This is a genomic window from Micromonospora sp. NPDC047548, assembly GCF_040642975.1.
In the GTDB taxonomy this organism is placed as follows: domain Bacteria; phylum Actinomycetota; class Actinomycetes; order Mycobacteriales; family Micromonosporaceae; genus Micromonospora.
On sequence record NZ_JBEYTI010000011.1, the window covers coordinates 170259 to 188179 of the forward strand.

Genomic DNA, 17921 nt, shown 5'->3' on the forward strand with positions numbered 1-17921 from the left:
CCCTCGACCACGCTGGGCGGATGGGTGAGCTGGTGAAGACCCGGATCGGCTGGACGGACCTGCCCCACCACGTCCAGTCCGCCGTCGAGGACGTCCTCGGCGACCGGGTGGTCGAGGCGGTGTCCCAGCCGGGAGGCTTCTCGCCCGGCACCGCCGACCGGGTCCGCACCGCCGGTGGGCGACGCGCCTTCGTCAAGGCGGTCAGCCCGGCGCAGAACGCGCACAGCGTCACGCTGCACCGGGCCGAGGGGGCCGTCGCCGCCGCGCTGCCGGCGTCCGCCCCGACGCCCCGGCTGCTCGGGCGCCACGACGACGGCGAGTGGGTCGCGCTGGTCTTCGCCGACGTCGACGGCCGGCACCCGGCCACCCCGTGGCGGACCGACGAGCTGACCACCGTGCTCGACACGATGGCGGCGATGGCCGCGACGCTCACCCCCGATCCGGTCCGGCACGCGCCGACCGCCGTCGAGCGCCTGGCGTACGACTTCACCGGCTGGGACCGGATCGCCGCCGACCCGCCCGTCGACGTCGACCCGTGGGCCCGCTCGCGGCTGGACGACCTGCGCGCCTCGGCCGCGCGTGGCCTGGCCGCGCTCGACGGCGACACGCTCTGCCACCTCGACGTCCGGGCCGACAACCTCCTCGTCGATCCAGCCGGCGCGGTGACGGTGGTCGACTGGCCGCACGCCTGCCGGGGCCCGGCCTGGCTGGACACCGCGCTGCTGCTGGTCAACGTCCAGCTGCACGGCGGGCACGACACCGAGGCGCTGCTGCGCCGGCTCCCGCTCACCACCGGCGTCGACCCGGACGCCCTGACCGGCGTGTACGCCGGCCTGGCCGGCTTCTTCACCGACGCCGCCCGGCAGCCGCCCCCGCCGGGCATCCCCACCGTCCGGGCGTTCCAGCAGGCCCAGGCGGACGCCCTGCTGCCCTGGATCCGGCACCGGATGCGCTGAGCCGACCGTCGGTCGGGCGCCGGCCACCCACCGACGTCCGGCCAGCCGAACGCAGTGCCCTCACTCCGGTGGGCGGACCTGGTGGGTGAGGAACGGCAGGACGGCGGCGGGCAGGGCCGGCGAGGCGACGATGTCGTAGTGGGTGAGGCCAGGCAGCACGGCCAGCCGGGCAGCCGGCCGGTCGCTACCGTCCCAGCCGGCGTCCCGCCGACCCCCGCCCAGCAGCCCGAAGAACTCCGCCATGTGGGTGACCGGGATCGAGTCGGCGTCGGCGTAGACCAGCATGGTCGGCACGGTGAGGGCGGCGACCTCGGCCGACCAGTCGTACTCGCGGCGCAGCAGGTCGCCGGTCCTGGCCCAGAGCTGCGGCCAGTCCTCCGGTCGGGGGGCGATCCGCGCGTAGAGCTCGTGCGGGGGTGTGCCGCGCATCTGCTCGCCGACCCGCTCATCCTGGGTGGCCATCGCGGCCAGCACCTCCGGGTACCAGCCCTGCCGCCGACACGGGGTGGAGACCAGCACCAGCCGCCGGACCAACGCGGGATGCTGGATCGCGGTACGCAGCGCGACCCCACCGCCGAGGGAGTAGCCGAGCACGTCCGCCCCGGACAGGTCGAGGTGCCGCAGCAGCGCGGCGACGTCCTCGGCCATCGTCTCGTACCGCAGTGGACGGTCGACGTCGGCGGTGCGCCCGTGACCCTGGAGGTCGACGGCGATCACCCGCCGCCGCTGCGCGAGGGCGGGCAGGATCGGGCCGAACATCTCCACCGCGCCGTACCCGCCGTGCAGCAGTACCAGCGGCTGGCCGCTGCCGTGCGTCTCGTACCAGAGGTGCAGCCCGTTGACGTCCGCGTAGCTCACCGTGGCGCCTCCCGTCGGTCGTCCCGCGCCTACCCGTACAACGTCGGCCGGCCGCGCACCGCACCGGTCACCGGCCCGGCGGACGGTCGCCCGCCGGGCCGGCGGCCGGTCACCGCCCGGACAGGTCCGGAGCCGTGATCGCGTACCGGTCGACGGGCCCGTCGGCCCGCTCCGACCGCCCGCCGGTGCGGCGCCGGTGCAGCCCGGCCTTCTCCAGCACCCGGACCGAGGCCCGGTTGGCCGGTTCGACGTCGGCGCGCACCTCCCGCACACCGGGCGCGGTGAGGGCGAAGGCGACGATCGCCCGCGCCGCCTCGGTGGCGTAGCCACGACCACGCCGCGAGAGTACGACGCCGTAGCCGAACTCGACCGCCCCGTCGGCGGGCGGCCAGAACAGCCCGATCCCCGCGCGTGCGGGGACGACTAAACGCCGGCCACACACAGCTAACCGTCGTAGGGAAGACCCCCGCGCGTGCGGGGACGACGCCCTTGCGCCGGTTGAGGTACGCCCGTTCAAAGGAAGACCCCCGCGCGTGCGGGGACGACCGGCCGGGCTCCCCCCAGAGGGCCCGGCCGTCGGGAAGACCCCTGCGCGTGCGGGGACGACAGGTTGATATCGAGCCGCGGCCACCGCAGAGCGGGAAGACCCCCGCGCGTGCGGGGACGACCGGGTCAGCCAGGAGTACCGCGTCCAGCAGCACGGAAGACCCCCGCGCGTGCGGGGACGACGGCAGCCAACCCGCACTGGTCTGCATGAGGGTCGGAAGACCCCCGCGCGTGCGGGGACGACCCCGCTGCGTCTTCTTCGCCACGTCGACATAGAGGAAGACCCCCGCGCGTGCGGGGACGACGCGGGCATGGCGACGGGCACGACCGTTCCCGGGGGAAGACCCCCGCGCGTGCGGGGACGACGACGCGGCCGACCGGATGTTCGTGGCCCGCACGGGAAGACCCCCGCGCGTGCGGGGACGACATCTCCAAGTGGGTTGGGGCGACGCTGGTGGAGGGAAGACCCCCGCGCGTGCGGGGACGACCGTAACAGCATCGCTCCCGGCGAGGACGCCGGCGGAAGACCCCCGCGCGTGCGGGGACGACACTTGTTGACCTGGGGGTTTATCGGCGGAGTCGGGCTGAGAGAATCAGTCCGTCGAGGTCGACGGGTAGCCATCGGTCGCGGCCGGCGGTGCGGATGGCCCAGCCTTGTTCGTTCTGGGCTGGTTCGATCATGATGGCTTGTCCGTCTCCTACTTTGGTGGCGAGGAGTGTCCAGAGGCAGTCGCGTACGCGGGTGCTGGGGTTGCCGACGAAGACGCCGTCGGCGACTTCGATCATCCATCGGGTGAGGTGGCCGCGGAGTCCTTCGGCTACGGCGATGAGGACGATGACGGTCAAAAGTCCACCTTTGGCTCGCCCAGGTCAGGTCCGGTGACTCCGACAAAGGAGCTGCCGTCGAGGCTGCCGGCGTAGTCGGTGGCCCAGTTGATGCCTCCTGGCACGGAGCCGAGGTCCTCGTCCCAGAGTTCGTGGGCGTCCTGGTCGGTGATCTCGCTGCCTTCGCTGAGGAGCAGTGTCTTGATGTCCTGGACGATGCGGGTCATCAGCTTCCCGTCGGCGACCCGGTCGCGGAAGGCGGTCCGCGCGTCTCGTTCGCTGGTGAGGCCTTTGGCGGCCAGGTCGAACGCGAGTGGGATCGTGTAGTCGTGTACCGTGCCAAAACCCGTCGCACATGCTGTGAGCTGGGATTCCTCGAGCCGGCCAAATGATCGCCGGTATGGTCGTACGGCTGCTGTACCTCGAGATGATCCGCTTGTTCGGCGGACTGGGGCTGCTGATCCGCAGCGACACAGCGCTGCTGGTCGAGGTCCTCGCGCTACGGCATGAGGTGGCAGTGCTACGCCGCCAGGTTCGGGGCCGGCCGTACCTGTCCTGGCCGAACCGGGCGATCCTGTCCGCCCTGGCCCACCTGCTGCCCCGCGGGATGCGGACACATCGAATCGTCACCCCGGCGACGTTGCTGGCCTGGCACCGCCGGCTGGGTCGACGCCCTGGACCTACCCGAACGAGCCAGGCCGGCCACCCGTCAGCGACGAAATCCGGGACCTGGTGCTGCGGCTGGCCCGCGAAAACCCGTGATGGGGCCACCGCAGAATCCAAGGCGAACTACAGCGGCTGGGCCACCGCATCGGGGCAGGCACGATCCGGCGAATCCTGGCCCGCCGGCGTGTCGGCCCGCCGCCCCGCCAGCAGGACATCAACTGGCGAACGTTCCCGCGCAACCGGGCCACCGGCCTGCTGGCCATCGACTTCTTCCACCTCGACACAGTCACGGCCTGACCGATTCTCACACACCGCCCAACGCCGGACGGCTGGCCGCCCTTCCCGGCCCGGCTCGCCGCGGTCCCCAGCTCAGCGCGACTGGAAACGTTTTCGTAACGAGCCCTTGACCTGACCGTCGGGTCAGGCGCAGACTCCCGGAAACGTTTACAGCAGAGAGCTGGAGGTGCGGGGCGTGGGTCGTAAACGTTTACAGGAGTCGACCGACGGCCGACCCACCGTCCACACCGTCGCCGCCCGCGCCGGTGTCTCCATCGCGTCCGCCTCGCGGGTCCTCAACGGCGTCGGCGGCAGCCCGGAGACCATCCGCAAGGTGCGTGCGGCGGCGGCCGAGGTCGGGTACGTGCCCAACGCCATCGCCCGCTCACTCCAGTCCCAGCGCACCGGCCTGGTCGCCCTCGCCGTCGAGGACATCGGCAACCCGGTCTACGTTGAGATGATGCGGGCCATCGAGTCGGTGGTCGCCGCCTCCGGCCGGCAGTTGCTGGTGCACGCCACCGGCGGGCAGATCGCCAACGAGACCGCACTGCTGCGCCAGCTCGCCCACCGCTACGTCGACGGCATGATCGTCTCCCCGATCCGGGTCACCGACGACCACCTCGCCGCGCTGGTGGACAGCCCGGTACCGGTGGTGGTGGTCGGCCAGCTCGCCGCCGACGCGCCGGTGGACAACGTGCGCACCGACTCCCGTACCGGTGTGGGGCTGGCCGTGGACCACCTGGTCGCGGCGAGCCGGCGGCGGATCGGCTTCGTCAACGGCCCGCTCGACACCGTCCCCGGCGCCGCCCGCGACGCCGGCTTCCGGGCCGCCCTCGCCGCGCACGGCATCGACCTCGACGACCGCCTGGTCGAGGTCGGCGACTTCCAGTACGCGGCCGGCCGTGCCGCCACCGAACGACTGCTCGCCCGGGCCCGCCCCGACGCGCTGGTCTGCGCCAACGACCTGATCGCCGTCGGCGCGCTGCACGCCCTGCTCGTCGCCGGCCACCGCGTCCCCGAGGACGTGGCCCTGGTCGGCATGGACGACACCGAACTGGCCCGGATGATGTTCCCGCAGTTGTCCAGCGTCTCGCTCGGCTCCACCGAGCGCGGTCGGCGCGCCGCCGAGCTGCTGCTGCAGCGCATCGCGGACCCGACCCTGCCGCCCCGCCGGGAGCAGGTCGCGCCCAGCCTCGCCGTCCGCGCCTCCAGCGCCGCCGTGCCCGACGCCGCGCCGCTGTTCGTTTCCGCGACCGGTCCGGCCGGCGCGGACCTACCCACGCCGCGTACCCCGGAGGTGACGGCATGACCACGGTGGCCGAACGGCCCGACGTCGCCCGCGCCGACGGGCCCCGGGCGGCCCGCTCCCGCTCCGACCGGCTCGGCATCTACCTGCTGCTGCTCCCGTCGCTGCTGCCGATCGTGGTGCTGTCGGTCTTCCCGCTGCTGCGCGGCATGTACCTGGGCTTCACCGACGCCCGCGCCGGCCGGCACGTCGAGATCAGCTTCACCGGGCTGGCCAACTACCGGGAACTGCTCGGTGACGAGCTGTTCTGGAACTCGTTCAAGATCGGGCTGCTCTGGGCGGTCGGGGTGACCGTGCTGCAGTTCCTGCTCGCCCTCGGGCTGGCCCTGCTGCTCAACCAGCAGCTGCGCTTCCGGGGCGCGGCCCGGGTGCTGGCCGTGGTGCCCTGGGCGATGCCCCCGGTGGTGGTCGGCATCCTGTGGAAGCTCATCTACCACCCCGACGCCGGCCTGCTCAACGAGTTCTTCCACCAGGTCGGCGCGGACGGGATGCGCACCAACTGGCTCGGCGACTTCAGCACCGCCCTGCCGGCGGTGATCATCGTGGGCGTCTGGGCCGGCATGCCGCAGACCACCGTCGTACTGCTGGCGGGGTTGCAGGGCGTGCCGCGGGAGCTGCACGAGGCGGCCGCGGTGGACGGCGCCGGCACCTGGCACCGGTTCCGCAACGTCACGCTGCCCGCGCTCGCGCCGGTGATCGTTGCGATCACCTCGCTGGACTTCATCTGGAACTTCAACTCGTTCGGCCTGGTCTACGTCCTCACCGCCGGCGGGCCGGGCGGCAAGACCATGCTGCCGATGCTCTTCGCCTACGAGGAGGCGTTCCGCTACGGCAACTACGGCTACGCCGCCGCGCTCGGCAACGTCATGGTCGTGATCATCGTCGCGCTGCTCGCGGTCTACCTGCGCCGCCGGCTGAGGGAGGCGAACTAGGCATGTTCGGAAAGCCGAGCCGCACCGGGCGGACATTGCAGTACGTCGCCCTGACCGGCTACCTGATCTTCCTCGGGTTCCCGCTGGTCTGGCTGGTGTCCACCGCCTTCAAGCCGCCCCGGGAACTGGTCCAGCTGCACCCCACGCTGATCCCCACCAACCCGACGGTGCAGAACTTCGTCCAGGCCTTCACCGAGCAGGAACTCGGCCGGGCCGCGCTGAACAGCCTCCAGGTGTCGCTCGCCTCGGCGGTGCTCACCGTGCTCGTCGCGATGCCCGCCTCATACGCCCTCGCCCGGTTCCGGACGAAGCTCGGCACCGCGGCGCTGGGCTGGGTGCTGCTGTCGCAGCTGTTCCCGTTCGTGCTGCTGATCATCCCGATCTTCCTGATCCTGCGCGAGGTCGGGCTGGCCAACAGCCACGCCGGGCTGGTGCTGATCTACGTGGTCTGGGCGCTGCCCTTCGCGCTGTGGATGTTGCAGGGCTTCGTCCGCAACATCCCGCGGGAGCTGGAGGAGGCGGCCAGCGTCGACGGCGCCACCCGGCTCCAGGTCCTGCGCCGGGTGGTCTTCCCGCTGCTCGCGCCCGGCATCGTGGCCACCGCGCTGTTCTCCTTCATCTCCGCCTGGAACGAGTTCTTCTTCGCGCTGGTCCTGCTCAAGAACCCCGAGCTGGCCACGCTGCCGGTGACCCTGGCCCGCTTCGTCGGCATCGAGGGCACCGCCCGGCTCGGCCCCCTGGCCGCCGGATCCCTGCTGGCCACCCTGCCCAGCCTGATCTTCTTCGCGTTCATGCAACGCCGGCTCTCGTCCGGGTCGCTCGCCGGCGCGGTCAAGGGCTGACACCGTCCCCCACCCACCACCCAAGGAGGAATCCCCCATGCTCCGTAGCAGATTCCGTCGACTCGCGGCGGCCGCCGCGGTCGCGGTCGTCGGCCTCGGCGCCCTCACCGCCTGCGGTGACGGCGGCGGCTCCGACGAGGCGTCGTCCGGCCCGGTGAAGCTGCGCTTCCTCAGCCTGGCCTGGCAGAAGGAGTCGCTCCAGGCCAACAAGGACCTGGTCGCGAAGTGGAACGCCGAACACCCCGACATCCAGGTCGAGTACGTCCAGGGCGACTGGAACTCCGTCCACGACCAGCTGCTCACCTCCTTCGAGGGCGGCGACGCGCCGGACATCGTCCACTACGAGGCCTCCGCGATCGGCGAGTTCAGCAAGCAGGGCTACCTGGCCGACGTCTCCAAGCTGCTCGGTGACGACTTCAAGGGCCAGATCGACCAGGGCGTCTGGGACACCGTCACCGTCGACGGCAAGGTCACCGGCGTGCCGTTCCTGCTGGAGTCGCAGGTCGTCATCGCCAACAAGAAGCTGCTCGACGCCGCCGGCATCGCCGTCCCGCCCGCCGACGGCGGCTGGACCTGGGACGAGTTCCAGGCCAACGCGCAGAAGCTCACCAAGCCCGGCCAGTACGGCGTGGCCTGGGCGCTCAAGTCGCCCACCAACCGGGTGATGAACCTGGCCCTGAACTACGACGGCAAGTTCTTCTACACCGACGGCGGCAAGACCGAGGTGAAGGTCGGCGACGCCGAGAAGGAGGTGCCGAAGCGGATCCACGACATGCTCTACACCACCAAGTCCGCCTCCCCGGAGGCGCTGGGCATGAGCGGCGCGGACACCCTGCCCGGCTTCTTCGGCGGCAAGTACGCGATGCTGCCCGGCTCGGTGTCGCTGCGCCAGCAGATGGTCGAGCAGGCCCCGGCCGGCTTCGACTGGGTGACCCTCCCGCCGATCAAGGGCCTCTCCACCAAGCAGGCCGCCAACCCGCAGACCCTGTCCATCTCCGAGGACAGCAAGCACAAGAAGCAGGCCGCGGAGTTCCTCCAGTGGTTCCTGAACCCCACCAACATGGCCACCCTCGCCAAGGGTGACTGGCTGGTGCCTACCGGCAAGCAGGCCAACCAGGAGCTGGTCAAGGCCACCGAGGGCAAGCAGGGCTGGGACGTCGCCGCGGACAGCGCCGCCGACCTGACCGTCGCGCCGTTCCAGAAGGTCGACGGCTACCCGGAGTGGAAGACCAAGTACGCCACCCCGGCCCTCCAGCAGTACTTCGCCAACAAGATCACCCTGGACCAGCTCGGCACGCAGCTGGTCGACGGTGGCAAGCAGGTTCTGAGGTAACCATGTCACTCTTGCTCGACACGTCGGTCGGATGTCTGGTCGGTGCCGCCGTCGGCGACGCCCTCGGCGGGGCCACCGAGACAGCACTGCCGGAGCAGATCCGCGCCCGCTACGACGGCTGGGTCGAGGGCATCGTGCCCCCGTACCACGCCGACTGGGCCACCGCGCGGCCACTCGCGCCGTACCACAAGGGCGACGGGCACATCACCGACGACACGTTGATGACCCACGCCCTGGTCCGGGCGTACGCGGCCAAGCGGGACCACCTCGACGCGTACGACGTGGTGGAACTGCTCGTGCCCGACCTGATCGAGCGGGTGGTGTACATCCCGGACCTGGAGCGGGAGGGGGTGACCTTCCACCGGCTGGCCGCGGCCGAGCGGTGGCTGGTCACCCGCCTTCACCACGCGCACGCCGACCCCCGCGAGGCCGGCGTGGGCAACATCGTCAACTGCGGTGCCGCCATGTACATGGCACCGGTCGGCATCGTCAACGCCGGCGACCCGGCCGGGGCGTACGCGGAGGCGGTGGAGATCGCCGGGGCGCACCAGCACAGCTACGGGCGGGAGGCCGCGGCGGTCTTCGCCGCCGCGGTCGCCGCCGCCACGACCCCCGGCGCGGGCGTCGACGACGTGATCGCCGCAGCGCTCGACGTGGCCCGCGACGGTACCCGCGCCGCCATCGACGCGGTGGTCAAGGAGGCCCGGGGGTACGACGACTGGAAGGCGGCGATCCCCGCGCTGCGCGCCGCCGTCGCCCCCTACGACACGGTGGGGGAGGACTACCGCAGCCCCGGCCTGGGCGCCCGCCGCCCGAGCCGGCTGCACGCCATCGAGGAACTCCCGGTGGCGCTGGGCATGCTGGTCGTGGCCCGCGGCGACTACCGCTCGGCGGTGCTCGGCGCGGTCAACTACGGCCGCGACGCCGACTCCACCGCCACCATGGCCGGCGCCGTCGCCGGGGCGCTTGGCGGCGCCTCGGCCGTGCCGGCCGAGTGGTCGGACACCGTCGCCACCGCGTCCCGCACCGACCTGGTCGAGCCGGCCCGGATGCTGGCCGAGGTGGCCACCGAGGTCTTCCAGCGCGACCGGGACCGCTTCGCCCGCCGCGCCGAACGCTTCGGCGGCCTGGCATGAGCGAGCGTCAGCGAGCGAATCATCAATGCAGTGCCGTGGTGCCTCATGGCGGCACAGAGCGAAGCGGAGTGCCGGCATGAGCGCGGCGGCAGGCCCCGCCGGCGTCGGTCGCGGGCTGCGGCTGACCTGGGTGCAGCCGGAGGACCTGTTGCCGCACGAGCTGGCCGCCAGCGTCGACGAGGGCCGCGACGTCAGCGACCTCGCCGAGCGGTGGGCGGCGGCCGGCGGTGGCGTCACCGCCCCGGTCAGCGGCGCCTCGCCGGTGCTGGCGTCGCCGGAACTGCGCGCGCTCGCCGTCGCGCTGCTCGACGCCGCCGACGCCCGGCCCGCACCCGACGCGGAGTCGGAGCCGGCCGACCTCGACGCCGTCCGCACGAGCTGGCCGGGCGCCTGGCAGCTGCCGACCCGGGTCGACCGGGACCGGCTGCACGGCGCCTGGCTCGGCCGGGCGGCCGGCTGCCTGCTCGGCAAGCCGGTGGAGAAGATCCCCCGTGACGGGATCCGGGAGATCCTCTCCGCCACCGGCCGGTGGCCGCTGCGCGACTGGTTCACCGCGCATGGGCTGCAGGCCGAGGTGGCCGCCCGCTGGCCGTGGAACCGGCGCAGCGCCCCGACCAGCCTGGCCGAGAACATCGCCGGCATGCCCGAGGACGACGACCTCAACTTCGCGCTGCTGGCCCTGCGCATCCTGGAAACCCACGGGCCCGGCTTCACCAGCGCCGACGTGGCCCAGGCCTGGCTGGACTGGCTGCCCGCCGCGCGGGTCTTCACCGCCGAGCGGGTCGCCTACCGCAACCTGCTGCTCGGCCTCACCCCGCCGGACACCGCCCGCCGGCACAACCCGTTCCGGGAGTGGATCGGCGCGCAGATCCGCACCGACGTGTACGGCTGGACCAATCCGGGCCGCCCCGACCGGGCCGCCGAGGCCGCCTGGCGCGACGCCGCGGTCAGCCACGTCCGGGCCGGGGCGTACGGGGCGATCTGGGTGGCCGCCCTCGCCGCTGCGGCACCCGTCGCCGGCACCGTGGACGAGGTGCTCGACGTCGGCGAGTCGGTGCTGCCGCCGGGCAGCCGGTTCACCGCCGCGATCCGGGAGGCGCGTGCCCTCGGCGCCGGCAGCGACGACTGGGAGAACATCGTGGACACCCTCTACGCCCGGCACGGGCACCTGCACTGGGTGCACGTGCGCAACAACGCCGCCCTGGTCGCGGCGGCCCTCGCGTACGGGCGCGGCGACCTGGAACGGTCCATCTGTGCCGTGGTGAGCGGCGGCTGGGACACCGACTCCAACGGCGCCACCGTCGGCGCGGTCACCGGGGCGCTCACCGGCGCGGCCGGGCTGCCGCAGCGCTGGGTCGCTCCGCTGCGCAACCGGCTGGCCAGCAGCATCGCCGGCTTCGACGGCATCGGCTTCGACGAGCTCGCCGACCGTACCCTCGCCCTGGCCCACGCCGGCGCGGACGGAGGTGCCGCGTGAGCGAGCGGAGCGAGCGAACCATTTGGCTCAGCAGCGTGGCGCGTCGCGCCGCCGCAGAGCGAAGCGAGGCGGCGGCGTGAGCGCCCGCGTGGTGGTGGTCGGCAGCGCCAACCTGGACCTGGTGGTCACCGCCCCGCAGCTGCCCAAGCCGGGCGAGACGGTGCTCGGCGACGACTTCCGCACCGTGCCCGGCGGCAAGGGCGCCAACCAGGCGGTCGCCGCCGCCCGGGCCGGCGCGGACTGCGACTTCGTCGGCGCGGTCGGCGCCGACGAGTTCGGCACGCTGCTGCGGGACAACCTGGTCGCCGCCGGCATCGACGTGCGGGGCCTGCGGACCGTGGACGAGCCGTCCGGCGTCGCGCTGATCGCCGTCGACCACGCGGCGGAGAACTGCATCGTGGTCGCCCCCGGCGCGAACGCCACCCTGACCGCCCTCGACGACGCCGACCGGACCGCGGTCGCCTCGGCCGACGTGCTGCTGCTGCAACTGGAGGTGCCGCTGGCGGCGGTCGGCCAGGCCGCCGGCTGGGCCCGCGACGGGGGAACCGGCGTGGTGCTTAACGCCGCCCCGGCCCGGCCGCTGCCGACCGAGCTGCTCGACCTGGTCGACGTGCTGGTGGTCAACGAACACGAGGCCGCCGTCGTCGCCGGGGTGTTCACCGACGAGCCCGCCGCGCTGCTGGACACCCTGGTGACCATGGTGCCCCGCGTGGTGCTCACCCTCGGCGCACGCGGCGCCGCGTACGCCGACCGGGACGGCACCCGGATCGAGGTGCCGGCGCCGAAGGTCGATGCGGTGGACACCACCGCCGCCGGCGACGCGTTCACCGGCGCCCTCGCGGTCGCCCTCGCGGAACGCGGCGGCCTCACCGCCGACACCGCCACCGCCGTGCTGCGCTGGGCGTGCGCCGCCGGCGCGGCCTGCGCGCAGCGTCCCGGCGCGTCCACCGCGCTGCCCGAGCGGACCGCCATCGAGGCGCTCTCCGCCGCCACCTACGGAGGGGCCGAGTGAGCTTCAACCCGTACGTGCCACGGCCGATCGACCGGCCGACCGAGGTGCCGCTCGGCACGCACGTCGACCTGACCACCCTGGACGAGGCGAAGATCTTCGCCGCCCCCGACGACCCCGCCGACTGGCCCGCCTGGCGGCAGCAGCTCACCCGGTGGCGCGCCGACGCCCGCGCCCGCCTCGGTTACACCGGCGAGCACTACGACGAGATCGCCGGGGACTGCTCTACCGTCTGCCTCGCCTGGCTCTGGGACGAGACCCTGTACGACCACGACCGGGGCGTGTTCACCGTCGAGGCGTTCCTCGACGCCGCGCGGCGCGACTTCGGCGGCTTCGACGGCATCGTGCTCTGGCACGCGTACCCGGTGATCGGGCTGGACGAGCGCAACCAGTTCGACTGGTACCGCGACGTGCCCGAACTGCCCGAGGTGGTACGCGCGTTCCAGGCCAACGGGGTCCGGGTGTTCGTCGACTACAACCCGTGGGACACCGGCACGCGGCGGGAGCCCGGCAGCGACGCGGAGGAGGTCGCCGCGCTGGCCGCCACCCTCGGCGTCGACGGGGTCTTCCTGGACACCCTCAAGGAGGGCGCCGGTGAGCTGCGCAAGGCCCTCGACGCGGTCCGTCCCGGCCTGGTCCTGGAAGGGGAGAGCCGGGTCCCCCTGGCCCGCATCGCCGACCACGCCATGTCCTGGGCCCAGTGGTTCGCCGACTCCGACACCCCCGGCGTGCTGCGGGCCAAGTGGTTCGAACGCCGGCACATCCTGCACCACACCCGGCGCTGGCACCGCAGCCACCTCGACGAGCTGCACTCCGCCTGGCTCAACGGCTGCGGCGTGCTGGTTTGGGAGAGCGTCTTCGGCGTCTGGGTCGGTTGGAACGACCGGGACAAGGCCGTGCTGCGGGCCATGCGCCGCGTGCAGGCCAGCCACGCCGCGTGGTTGCGGTCCGAGGACTGGGTGCCGCTCGCCGACCACGCCGGCGCCGGCCAGGTGTACGCGTCCCGCTGGACCCACGACGACCAGCCGCTGTGGACGGTGGTCAACCGGGGCGCCGATCATGACGGACCATGGCTGGTCACCGACCGCCGCCCGGAACGCTTCATGGACCTGGTCACCGGCACCGAGCTGACCGTCACCGAACTCGAGGACGGCCGGGTCGCCGTCGGCGGACCGCTGCCCGGCGGGGCGATCGCCGCCGTGGTCGCCACCGACACCCCGGTGCCCCGGCACGCACCGCCGACCGGCGACCCGTCCTTCCCGGCCCGCGCCGCCGTCCGCACCCGCACCCCGTGGGCGCGGCCGGCCGCCCTGCCCGACGGCATGGCCACCGTCGAGGCCGGCCGCCACGAGCTGACCGTCCGCCACCGGGTCCGGGAGACCGGCCTGTACGGCGAGGCCCCCTACGTCGACGAGTGGAAGCCGCTGCCACCCCGGCTGCACCACACCGGCACCCTGCATCGGACGGTGTGGCTCGGCCGCTTCGCCATCGGCACCCACGAGGTCACCCACGGCCAGTACGCCCGCTTCCTCGCCGCCACCGGCTACCGCCCGGTGCGACCGGAACGGTTCACCGCCGGGCAGGGCCCCGCCGACGCCCCGGTCACCGGGGTCGACCTCGCCGACGCCCGCGCGTACGCCGACTGGGCCGGGCTGCGGCTGCCCACCGAGGACGAGTGGCAGGTGGCCGCCGACGTGGGACTGCTCGTCCGGCGCGAGCCCCTGGTGTGGAACCTGACCGAAAGTGAACACTCCGACGGACGTACCCGGTTCGTCATCCTCAAGGGCGGCTGCGCGTACCGCGCCGAGGGCTCGGACTGGTACCTCGACGGCGGCCCGCAGCCCCCCGACGTCTCGCTGAAGCTGCTACTCACCGGTGCCGGCCTCACCCGCTCCCCCTCGATCGGCTTCCGCTGCGCCGCCGATCTGCCGGGGGAGGCGTGATGACCGCGCCGCTGCACGGCGTCAGGGTCGTCGACCTGGCCACCCTCTTCGCCGGGCCGCTCGCCGCCGCGTTCCTCGGTGACTTCGGCGCCGACGTGCTCAAGGTGGAGCACCCGGCCAAGCCCGACCCCTCGCGGGGGCACGGCCCGGCCAGGGACGGGGTCGGCCTGTGGTGGAAGGTGCTCGGCCGCAACAAGCGGACCGTCACCTGCAACCTCTCCGACCCGCAGGGCGCGGCGCTGCTGCTCCGGCTGCTCGCCGACGCCGACGTGCTGGTGGAGAACTTCCGCCCCGGCACCCTGGAACGCTGGGGTCTCGGCCCGGACGAGCTGCACGCGGTCAACCCGCGGCTGGTCATCGCCCGGATCAGCGGCTTCGGCCAGATCGGCCCGTACGCGCCCCGGCCCGGGTTCGGCACCCTCGCCGAGGCGATGAGCGGCTTCGCCGCCGCCACCGGCGAGCCCGACGGTCCACCGACCCTGCCCCCGTTCGGCCTCGCCGACTCGGTGACCGCGCTCGCCGCCGCGTACGCGGTCATGCTGGCCCTGCGCGGCCGAGACCTGACCGGCCGGGGCCAGGTGGTCGACCTGGCCATCATCGAACCGATCATGGCGATGCTCGGCCCGCAGATCACCTGGTACGACCAGCTCGGCTACGTCCAGCCCCGGCTCGGCAACCGGTCCAACAACAACGCGCCCCGCAACACCTACCGCTGCGCCGACGGACGGTGGGTGGCCGTGTCCACCAGCGCGCAGAGCATCGCCGAGCGGGTGATGCGCCTCGTCGGCCGCCCCGAACTGGTCGACGAGCCGTGGTTCGCCACCGGCAGCGGCCGGGCCGCGCACGCCGACGAACTCGACGCCGCGGTCGGCGCCTGGGTGGCCCAGCGGGACCGGGACGAGGTCGTCGCCGCCTTCGAGGCTGCCCAGGCGGCCGTCGCCCCCGTCTACGACGTGCGCGACATCCTCACCGACCCGCAGTACGCGGCGCTCGGCACCGTGGTCACCGTCCCCGACGAGGAGTTGGGTGAGGTCCGCATGCAGAACGTGCCGTTCCGGATGTCCGCCAGCCCGGGGGAGATCCGGCACGCCGGCCGCCGCCACGGCCAGGACACCGACGAGGTGTTCCGCGCGCTCGGCCTGACCGACGACGACCTGGCCGCGCTGCGCGAGCGCGGGGTGATCTGATGCTGCTGACCTGGCTCTACGTGCCCGGGGACCGGCCCGACCGGTTCGCCAAGGCGGTCGACTCGGGCGCCGACGCGGTCATCCTCGACCTGGAGGACGCCGTCGTCGCCGGACGCAAGGCGTACGCCCGCGACGCGGTCGCCGAGTTCCTGGGCGAGCCGCAGCCGGTGCCGGTCCAGGTCCGGGTCAACGAGCTGACCGGCCCGGACGTCGACGCCGACCTGACCGCGGTCGCCGGGACACCCGGGCTCGGTGGGCTGCGGCTACCCAAGGTGGAGTCCGCAGCGGCCGTCGCCGCCGTCGCCGCCCGGGTCGACACCCCGCTGCACCCGCTGATCGAGTCGGCGGTGGGGCTGGAGTCCGCGTACGCCATCGCGGGCGCCCACCCCGCGATGGCCTCGCTGGGGCTCGGGGAGGCGGACCTCCGCTCCGACCTGGGCGTCGCCGCCGACGACGGCCTGCTCTGGGCGCGCGGCCGGATCGTGGTCGCGGCCCGTGCGGCCGGCCTGCCGCCGCCGGCCATGTCGGTGTACGCCAACGTCACCGACCTCGCCGGCCTGGCCGCCTCGTGCGTCACCGGGCGACGGCTCGGCTTCCTCGGCCGGGCCGCCATCCACCCCCGCCAGCTGCCGGTGATCGCCGAGGCGTTCCGCCCGGCCGACGGCGAGGTGGCCCGGGCCCGGGAACTGCTCGCCGCGGTCGCCGACGCGCAGACCCGCGACTCCGGCACGGTGGTGCTGCCGGACGGGCGCTTCGCCGACCGGGCCATGGTCGCGGCGGCCCGCCGCGTGGTCGACCTCGCCGCCCGCTACGCCCATTGAGCGACTGTCTGCGGTGGTCGTGGGCCGGCACTGCGCCAGCTCCGTTTGGGCTGCGGATGCTCGCGGCGCTGCCGGTGGCGGACCTGCGGCCCCCGCGCCGACGGACTGGCCCGGGGAACTGCGGGAGCTGGACGTGCTAATCCAGCGGACGGACTGGGAGGCCGACCTCCTGGACTGAGCGATGTGGAGCAGGTAGCCGTCGCGGAGGCGGGCACACCATGGTGGGCTGGAACCCGGCCAATGCCCCGCACCGCGAGGCGTCGACACCTCCTGGCGGACCTTCCTCCGTGCCCAGGCAACCGGGCTGTTGGCGACCGACTTCTTCCACCTGGACACCGTCACCCTGTGACGGCTGTACGTGCTGGTGGTGATGGAGGTCGCGACCCGCCGGGTGCACATCCTCGGCGTCACCGCCCACCCGACCACCGCGTGGACCACCCAACAGGCCCGCAACCTGGTCATGGGCCTCGGCAACCGGATCACGAAGTTCCGGTTCCCGATCCGCGACCGGGACACCAAGCTCACCGAGCCCTTCGACACGGTATTCCCCGCCGACGGCATCGACGTGGCCAAGACCCCTCCACGGACACCGTCCACACCAGAGCCTCGCCCAACACCCACCGAACCACGATCCGGCCGCCGCCATCCCGGTCAACGCCCCGATACGGCGACGACGGATCCTCGGCGGCGTGATCAACGAGTACCAGCGAGCAGCCTGACCCCGATCAGCAAAGCCCGAGGTCACGGGCATGCGACGGGTTTCGGCACGGTACAGGCTTGTCGCCGAGTGCAGGCCCAGAGGACGTTGACGCGCGTGCTCCAAGTCCAGTGGGAGACGAGTGGCGATCTTCGCGGTCGACAGCCGCAGATCGAACACCAAGGCCCCGCAAATCGAACATGGAGTTGCCGCAAATCGAAAGTAAGTCTTCTCGCAGATCGAAAGCGTGCCGGTTATCATGACATGTGCCCACACCGCACCTGATCCCACGCCGCGCCGCCGCGCAGGTCAACGCCGCCCTGGCCGACACCCGCGTCGTTCTGATCAGCGGAGCACGCCAAGCAGGCAAGAGCACCCTCGTTCGCATCGTCGCCGGCGGTCGTCTCGCCGAGTGCCGCGATCTCGACCGGGCACAGGACCGGGCCGCAGCGATCGCCGACCCGGTCGGCTTCGTGGACTCCTCCGAACTCCTGGTCGTTGACGAGATCCAGCGCGCCCCCGAGCTGCTGCTGGCCATCAAGGCAGCCGTCGACGAGGACCCTCGTCCCGGCCGGTATCTGCTCACCGGATCATCGCGGCTGTTCGGCATGGTGGCTGCCCCGGACGCATTGCCCGGCCGGATGGAAACCGTCGAGCTCTGGCCGTTCTCCCAAGGCGAACTCGATGGAGAGCCGGACGGATTCGTCGACGCCATCTTCGCCCTCGGCCCCGAACTACGACACGAGTCGGACGTGACCCGCGCCGACTACGCGGCCAGAATCGTGCGAGGCGGCCTGCCCGAGGCCACGACCCGCGCCGACTCACGGCGCCGCCAACGGTTCTTCGACGCGTACGTCCAAGCGCTCATCGAGAGCGATGTCCTGCAGCTGTCCGACATCCAGCACAAGGGCGAGCTACGCAAGCTGGTACGCCTACTCGCGGCTAGATCCGCGACCATCATCGCCGCCAACTCCCTCGAATCCGCACTCGGACTGAGCCGGCCAACGATCGCACGTTACCTCCAAGCCCTGGAAGAGATCTTCCTGGTCAAGCGGATCCCCGGTTGGTCCCGCAACCTGGGCACCCGCACCACCGCCGCCCCAAAACTGAT

16 protein-coding genes and 1 CRISPR repeat array are annotated in these 17921 nt (G+C 72.9%); of the genes, 12 read left to right on the forward strand and 4 right to left on the reverse strand.

Annotation, left to right across the window (positions count from 1 at the left end; genetic code table 11):
* The first annotated feature begins 20 nt into the window (after positions 1-20).
* A complete protein-coding gene (locus tag ABZ807_RS14785) occupies positions 21-956 on the forward strand; it encodes a phosphotransferase (RefSeq protein WP_357156812.1) in 936 nt (311 codons plus the stop codon).
* 60 nt (positions 957-1016) lie between these two features.
* Here the strand turns inward: ABZ807_RS14785 and ABZ807_RS14790 are convergent, their stop codons facing one another.
* From ABZ807_RS14790 to ABZ807_RS14805, 4 genes are all read right to left on the reverse strand, one after another.
* Positions 1017-1814, reverse strand: a complete 798-nt coding sequence (locus tag ABZ807_RS14790; protein ID WP_357156814.1) for an alpha/beta fold hydrolase — start codon at positions 1812-1814, stop codon at positions 1017-1019.
* A 109-nt stretch (positions 1815-1923) separates the two neighbouring features.
* Positions 1924-2217, reverse strand: a complete 294-nt coding sequence (locus tag ABZ807_RS14795; protein ID WP_357156881.1) for a GNAT family N-acetyltransferase — start codon at positions 2215-2217, stop codon at positions 1924-1926.
* Positions 2218-2909: direct repeats of the CRISPR family, unit length 21 nt; unit sequence CCCCGCGCGTGCGGGGACGAC.
* Between the two features lie 18 nt (positions 2910-2927).
* Positions 2928-3206: a type I-E CRISPR-associated endoribonuclease Cas2e gene (gene cas2e, locus ABZ807_RS14800; protein ID WP_357156816.1), complete on the reverse strand. Its 279-nt coding sequence runs from the start codon at positions 3204-3206 to the stop codon at positions 2928-2930.
* On the reverse strand, positions 3203-3412 hold the full coding sequence (locus tag ABZ807_RS14805) for a hypothetical protein (protein ID WP_357156818.1): 210 nt from the start codon (positions 3410-3412) through the stop codon (positions 3203-3205). Before ABZ807_RS14805 ends, cas2e begins: the two co-directional genes overlap by 4 nt.
* A gap of 911 nt (positions 3413-4323) precedes the next feature.
* On the opposite strand from ABZ807_RS14805, the gene ABZ807_RS14810 reads away from it, so the two are divergent.
* The 11 genes from ABZ807_RS14810 to ABZ807_RS14860 form a co-directional block, all read left to right on the forward strand.
* Positions 4324-5436: a LacI family DNA-binding transcriptional regulator gene (locus ABZ807_RS14810; RefSeq protein ID WP_357156820.1), complete on the forward strand. Its 1113-nt coding sequence runs from the start codon at positions 4324-4326 to the stop codon at positions 5434-5436.
* Entirely contained in the window at positions 5433-6365 is a 933-nt protein-coding gene (locus ABZ807_RS14815) for a sugar ABC transporter permease (protein ID WP_357156822.1), read from the forward strand. The genes ABZ807_RS14810 and ABZ807_RS14815 overlap by 4 nt, the downstream gene beginning before the upstream one ends.
* A gap of 2 nt (positions 6366-6367) precedes the next feature.
* The gene (locus tag ABZ807_RS14820) at positions 6368-7207 is read left to right on the forward strand and encodes a carbohydrate ABC transporter permease (protein ID WP_357156824.1); all 840 of its coding nucleotides are present in this window, start codon (positions 6368-6370) and stop codon (positions 7205-7207) included.
* 37 nt (positions 7208-7244) lie between these two features.
* Positions 7245-8540, forward strand: a complete 1296-nt coding sequence (locus ABZ807_RS14825; protein WP_357156826.1) for a sugar ABC transporter substrate-binding protein — start codon at positions 7245-7247, stop codon at positions 8538-8540.
* A gap of 2 nt (positions 8541-8542) precedes the next feature.
* On the forward strand, positions 8543-9676 hold the full coding sequence (locus ABZ807_RS14830) for an ADP-ribosylglycohydrolase family protein (protein ID WP_357156828.1): 1134 nt from the start codon (positions 8543-8545) through the stop codon (positions 9674-9676).
* Between the two features lie 76 nt (positions 9677-9752).
* Positions 9753-11153, forward strand: coding sequence for an ADP-ribosylglycohydrolase family protein (locus ABZ807_RS14835; RefSeq protein ID WP_357156831.1), 1401 nt, complete (start codon positions 9753-9755; stop codon positions 11151-11153).
* A 76-nt stretch (positions 11154-11229) separates the two neighbouring features.
* Positions 11230-12165 carry a ribokinase gene (locus ABZ807_RS14840; protein ID WP_357156834.1) on the forward strand — a complete coding sequence of 312 codons (936 nt, stop codon included), beginning with the start codon at positions 11230-11232 and terminating at the stop codon, positions 12163-12165.
* Positions 12162-14105, forward strand: a complete 1944-nt coding sequence (locus ABZ807_RS14845; RefSeq protein ID WP_357156837.1) for an SUMF1/EgtB/PvdO family nonheme iron enzyme — start codon at positions 12162-12164, stop codon at positions 14103-14105. Before ABZ807_RS14840 ends, ABZ807_RS14845 begins: the two co-directional genes overlap by 4 nt.
* On the forward strand, positions 14105-15292 hold the full coding sequence (locus ABZ807_RS14850) for a CoA transferase (protein ID WP_357156840.1): 1188 nt from the start codon (positions 14105-14107) through the stop codon (positions 15290-15292). Before ABZ807_RS14845 ends, ABZ807_RS14850 begins: the two co-directional genes overlap by 1 nt.
* Positions 15292-16113, forward strand: a complete 822-nt coding sequence (locus ABZ807_RS14855) for a CoA ester lyase (RefSeq protein WP_357156843.1) — start codon at positions 15292-15294, stop codon at positions 16111-16113. The genes ABZ807_RS14850 and ABZ807_RS14855 overlap by 1 nt, the downstream gene beginning before the upstream one ends.
* 963 nt (positions 16114-17076) lie before the next feature.
* Positions 17077-17921, forward strand: an 845-nt coding sequence (locus tag ABZ807_RS14860; protein ID WP_357156846.1) for an AAA family ATPase, incomplete at its 3' end; no start/stop codon positions are given.

Coding starts and splice junctions, on each gene's coding strand:
- ABZ807_RS14835 (WP_357156831.1), top strand. CDS start 9,753: ATGAGCGCGGCGGCAGGCCCCGCCGGCGTCGGTCGCGGGCTGCGGCTG.
- ABZ807_RS14805 (WP_357156818.1), bottom strand. CDS start 3,412: ATGACCCGCATCGTCCAGGACATCAAGACACTGCTCCTCAGCGAAGGC.
- ABZ807_RS14830 (WP_357156828.1), top strand. CDS start 8,543: ATGTCACTCTTGCTCGACACGTCGGTCGGATGTCTGGTCGGTGCCGCC.
- ABZ807_RS14855 (WP_357156843.1), top strand. CDS start 15,292: ATGCTGCTGACCTGGCTCTACGTGCCCGGGGACCGGCCCGACCGGTTC.
- ABZ807_RS14820 (WP_357156824.1), top strand. CDS start 6,368: ATGTTCGGAAAGCCGAGCCGCACCGGGCGGACATTGCAGTACGTCGCC.
- ABZ807_RS14785 (WP_357156812.1), top strand. CDS start 21: ATGGGTGAGCTGGTGAAGACCCGGATCGGCTGGACGGACCTGCCCCAC.
- ABZ807_RS14815 (WP_357156822.1), top strand. CDS start 5,433: ATGACCACGGTGGCCGAACGGCCCGACGTCGCCCGCGCCGACGGGCCC.
- ABZ807_RS14825 (WP_357156826.1), top strand. CDS start 7,245: ATGCTCCGTAGCAGATTCCGTCGACTCGCGGCGGCCGCCGCGGTCGCG.
- ABZ807_RS14850 (WP_357156840.1), top strand. CDS start 14,105: ATGACCGCGCCGCTGCACGGCGTCAGGGTCGTCGACCTGGCCACCCTC.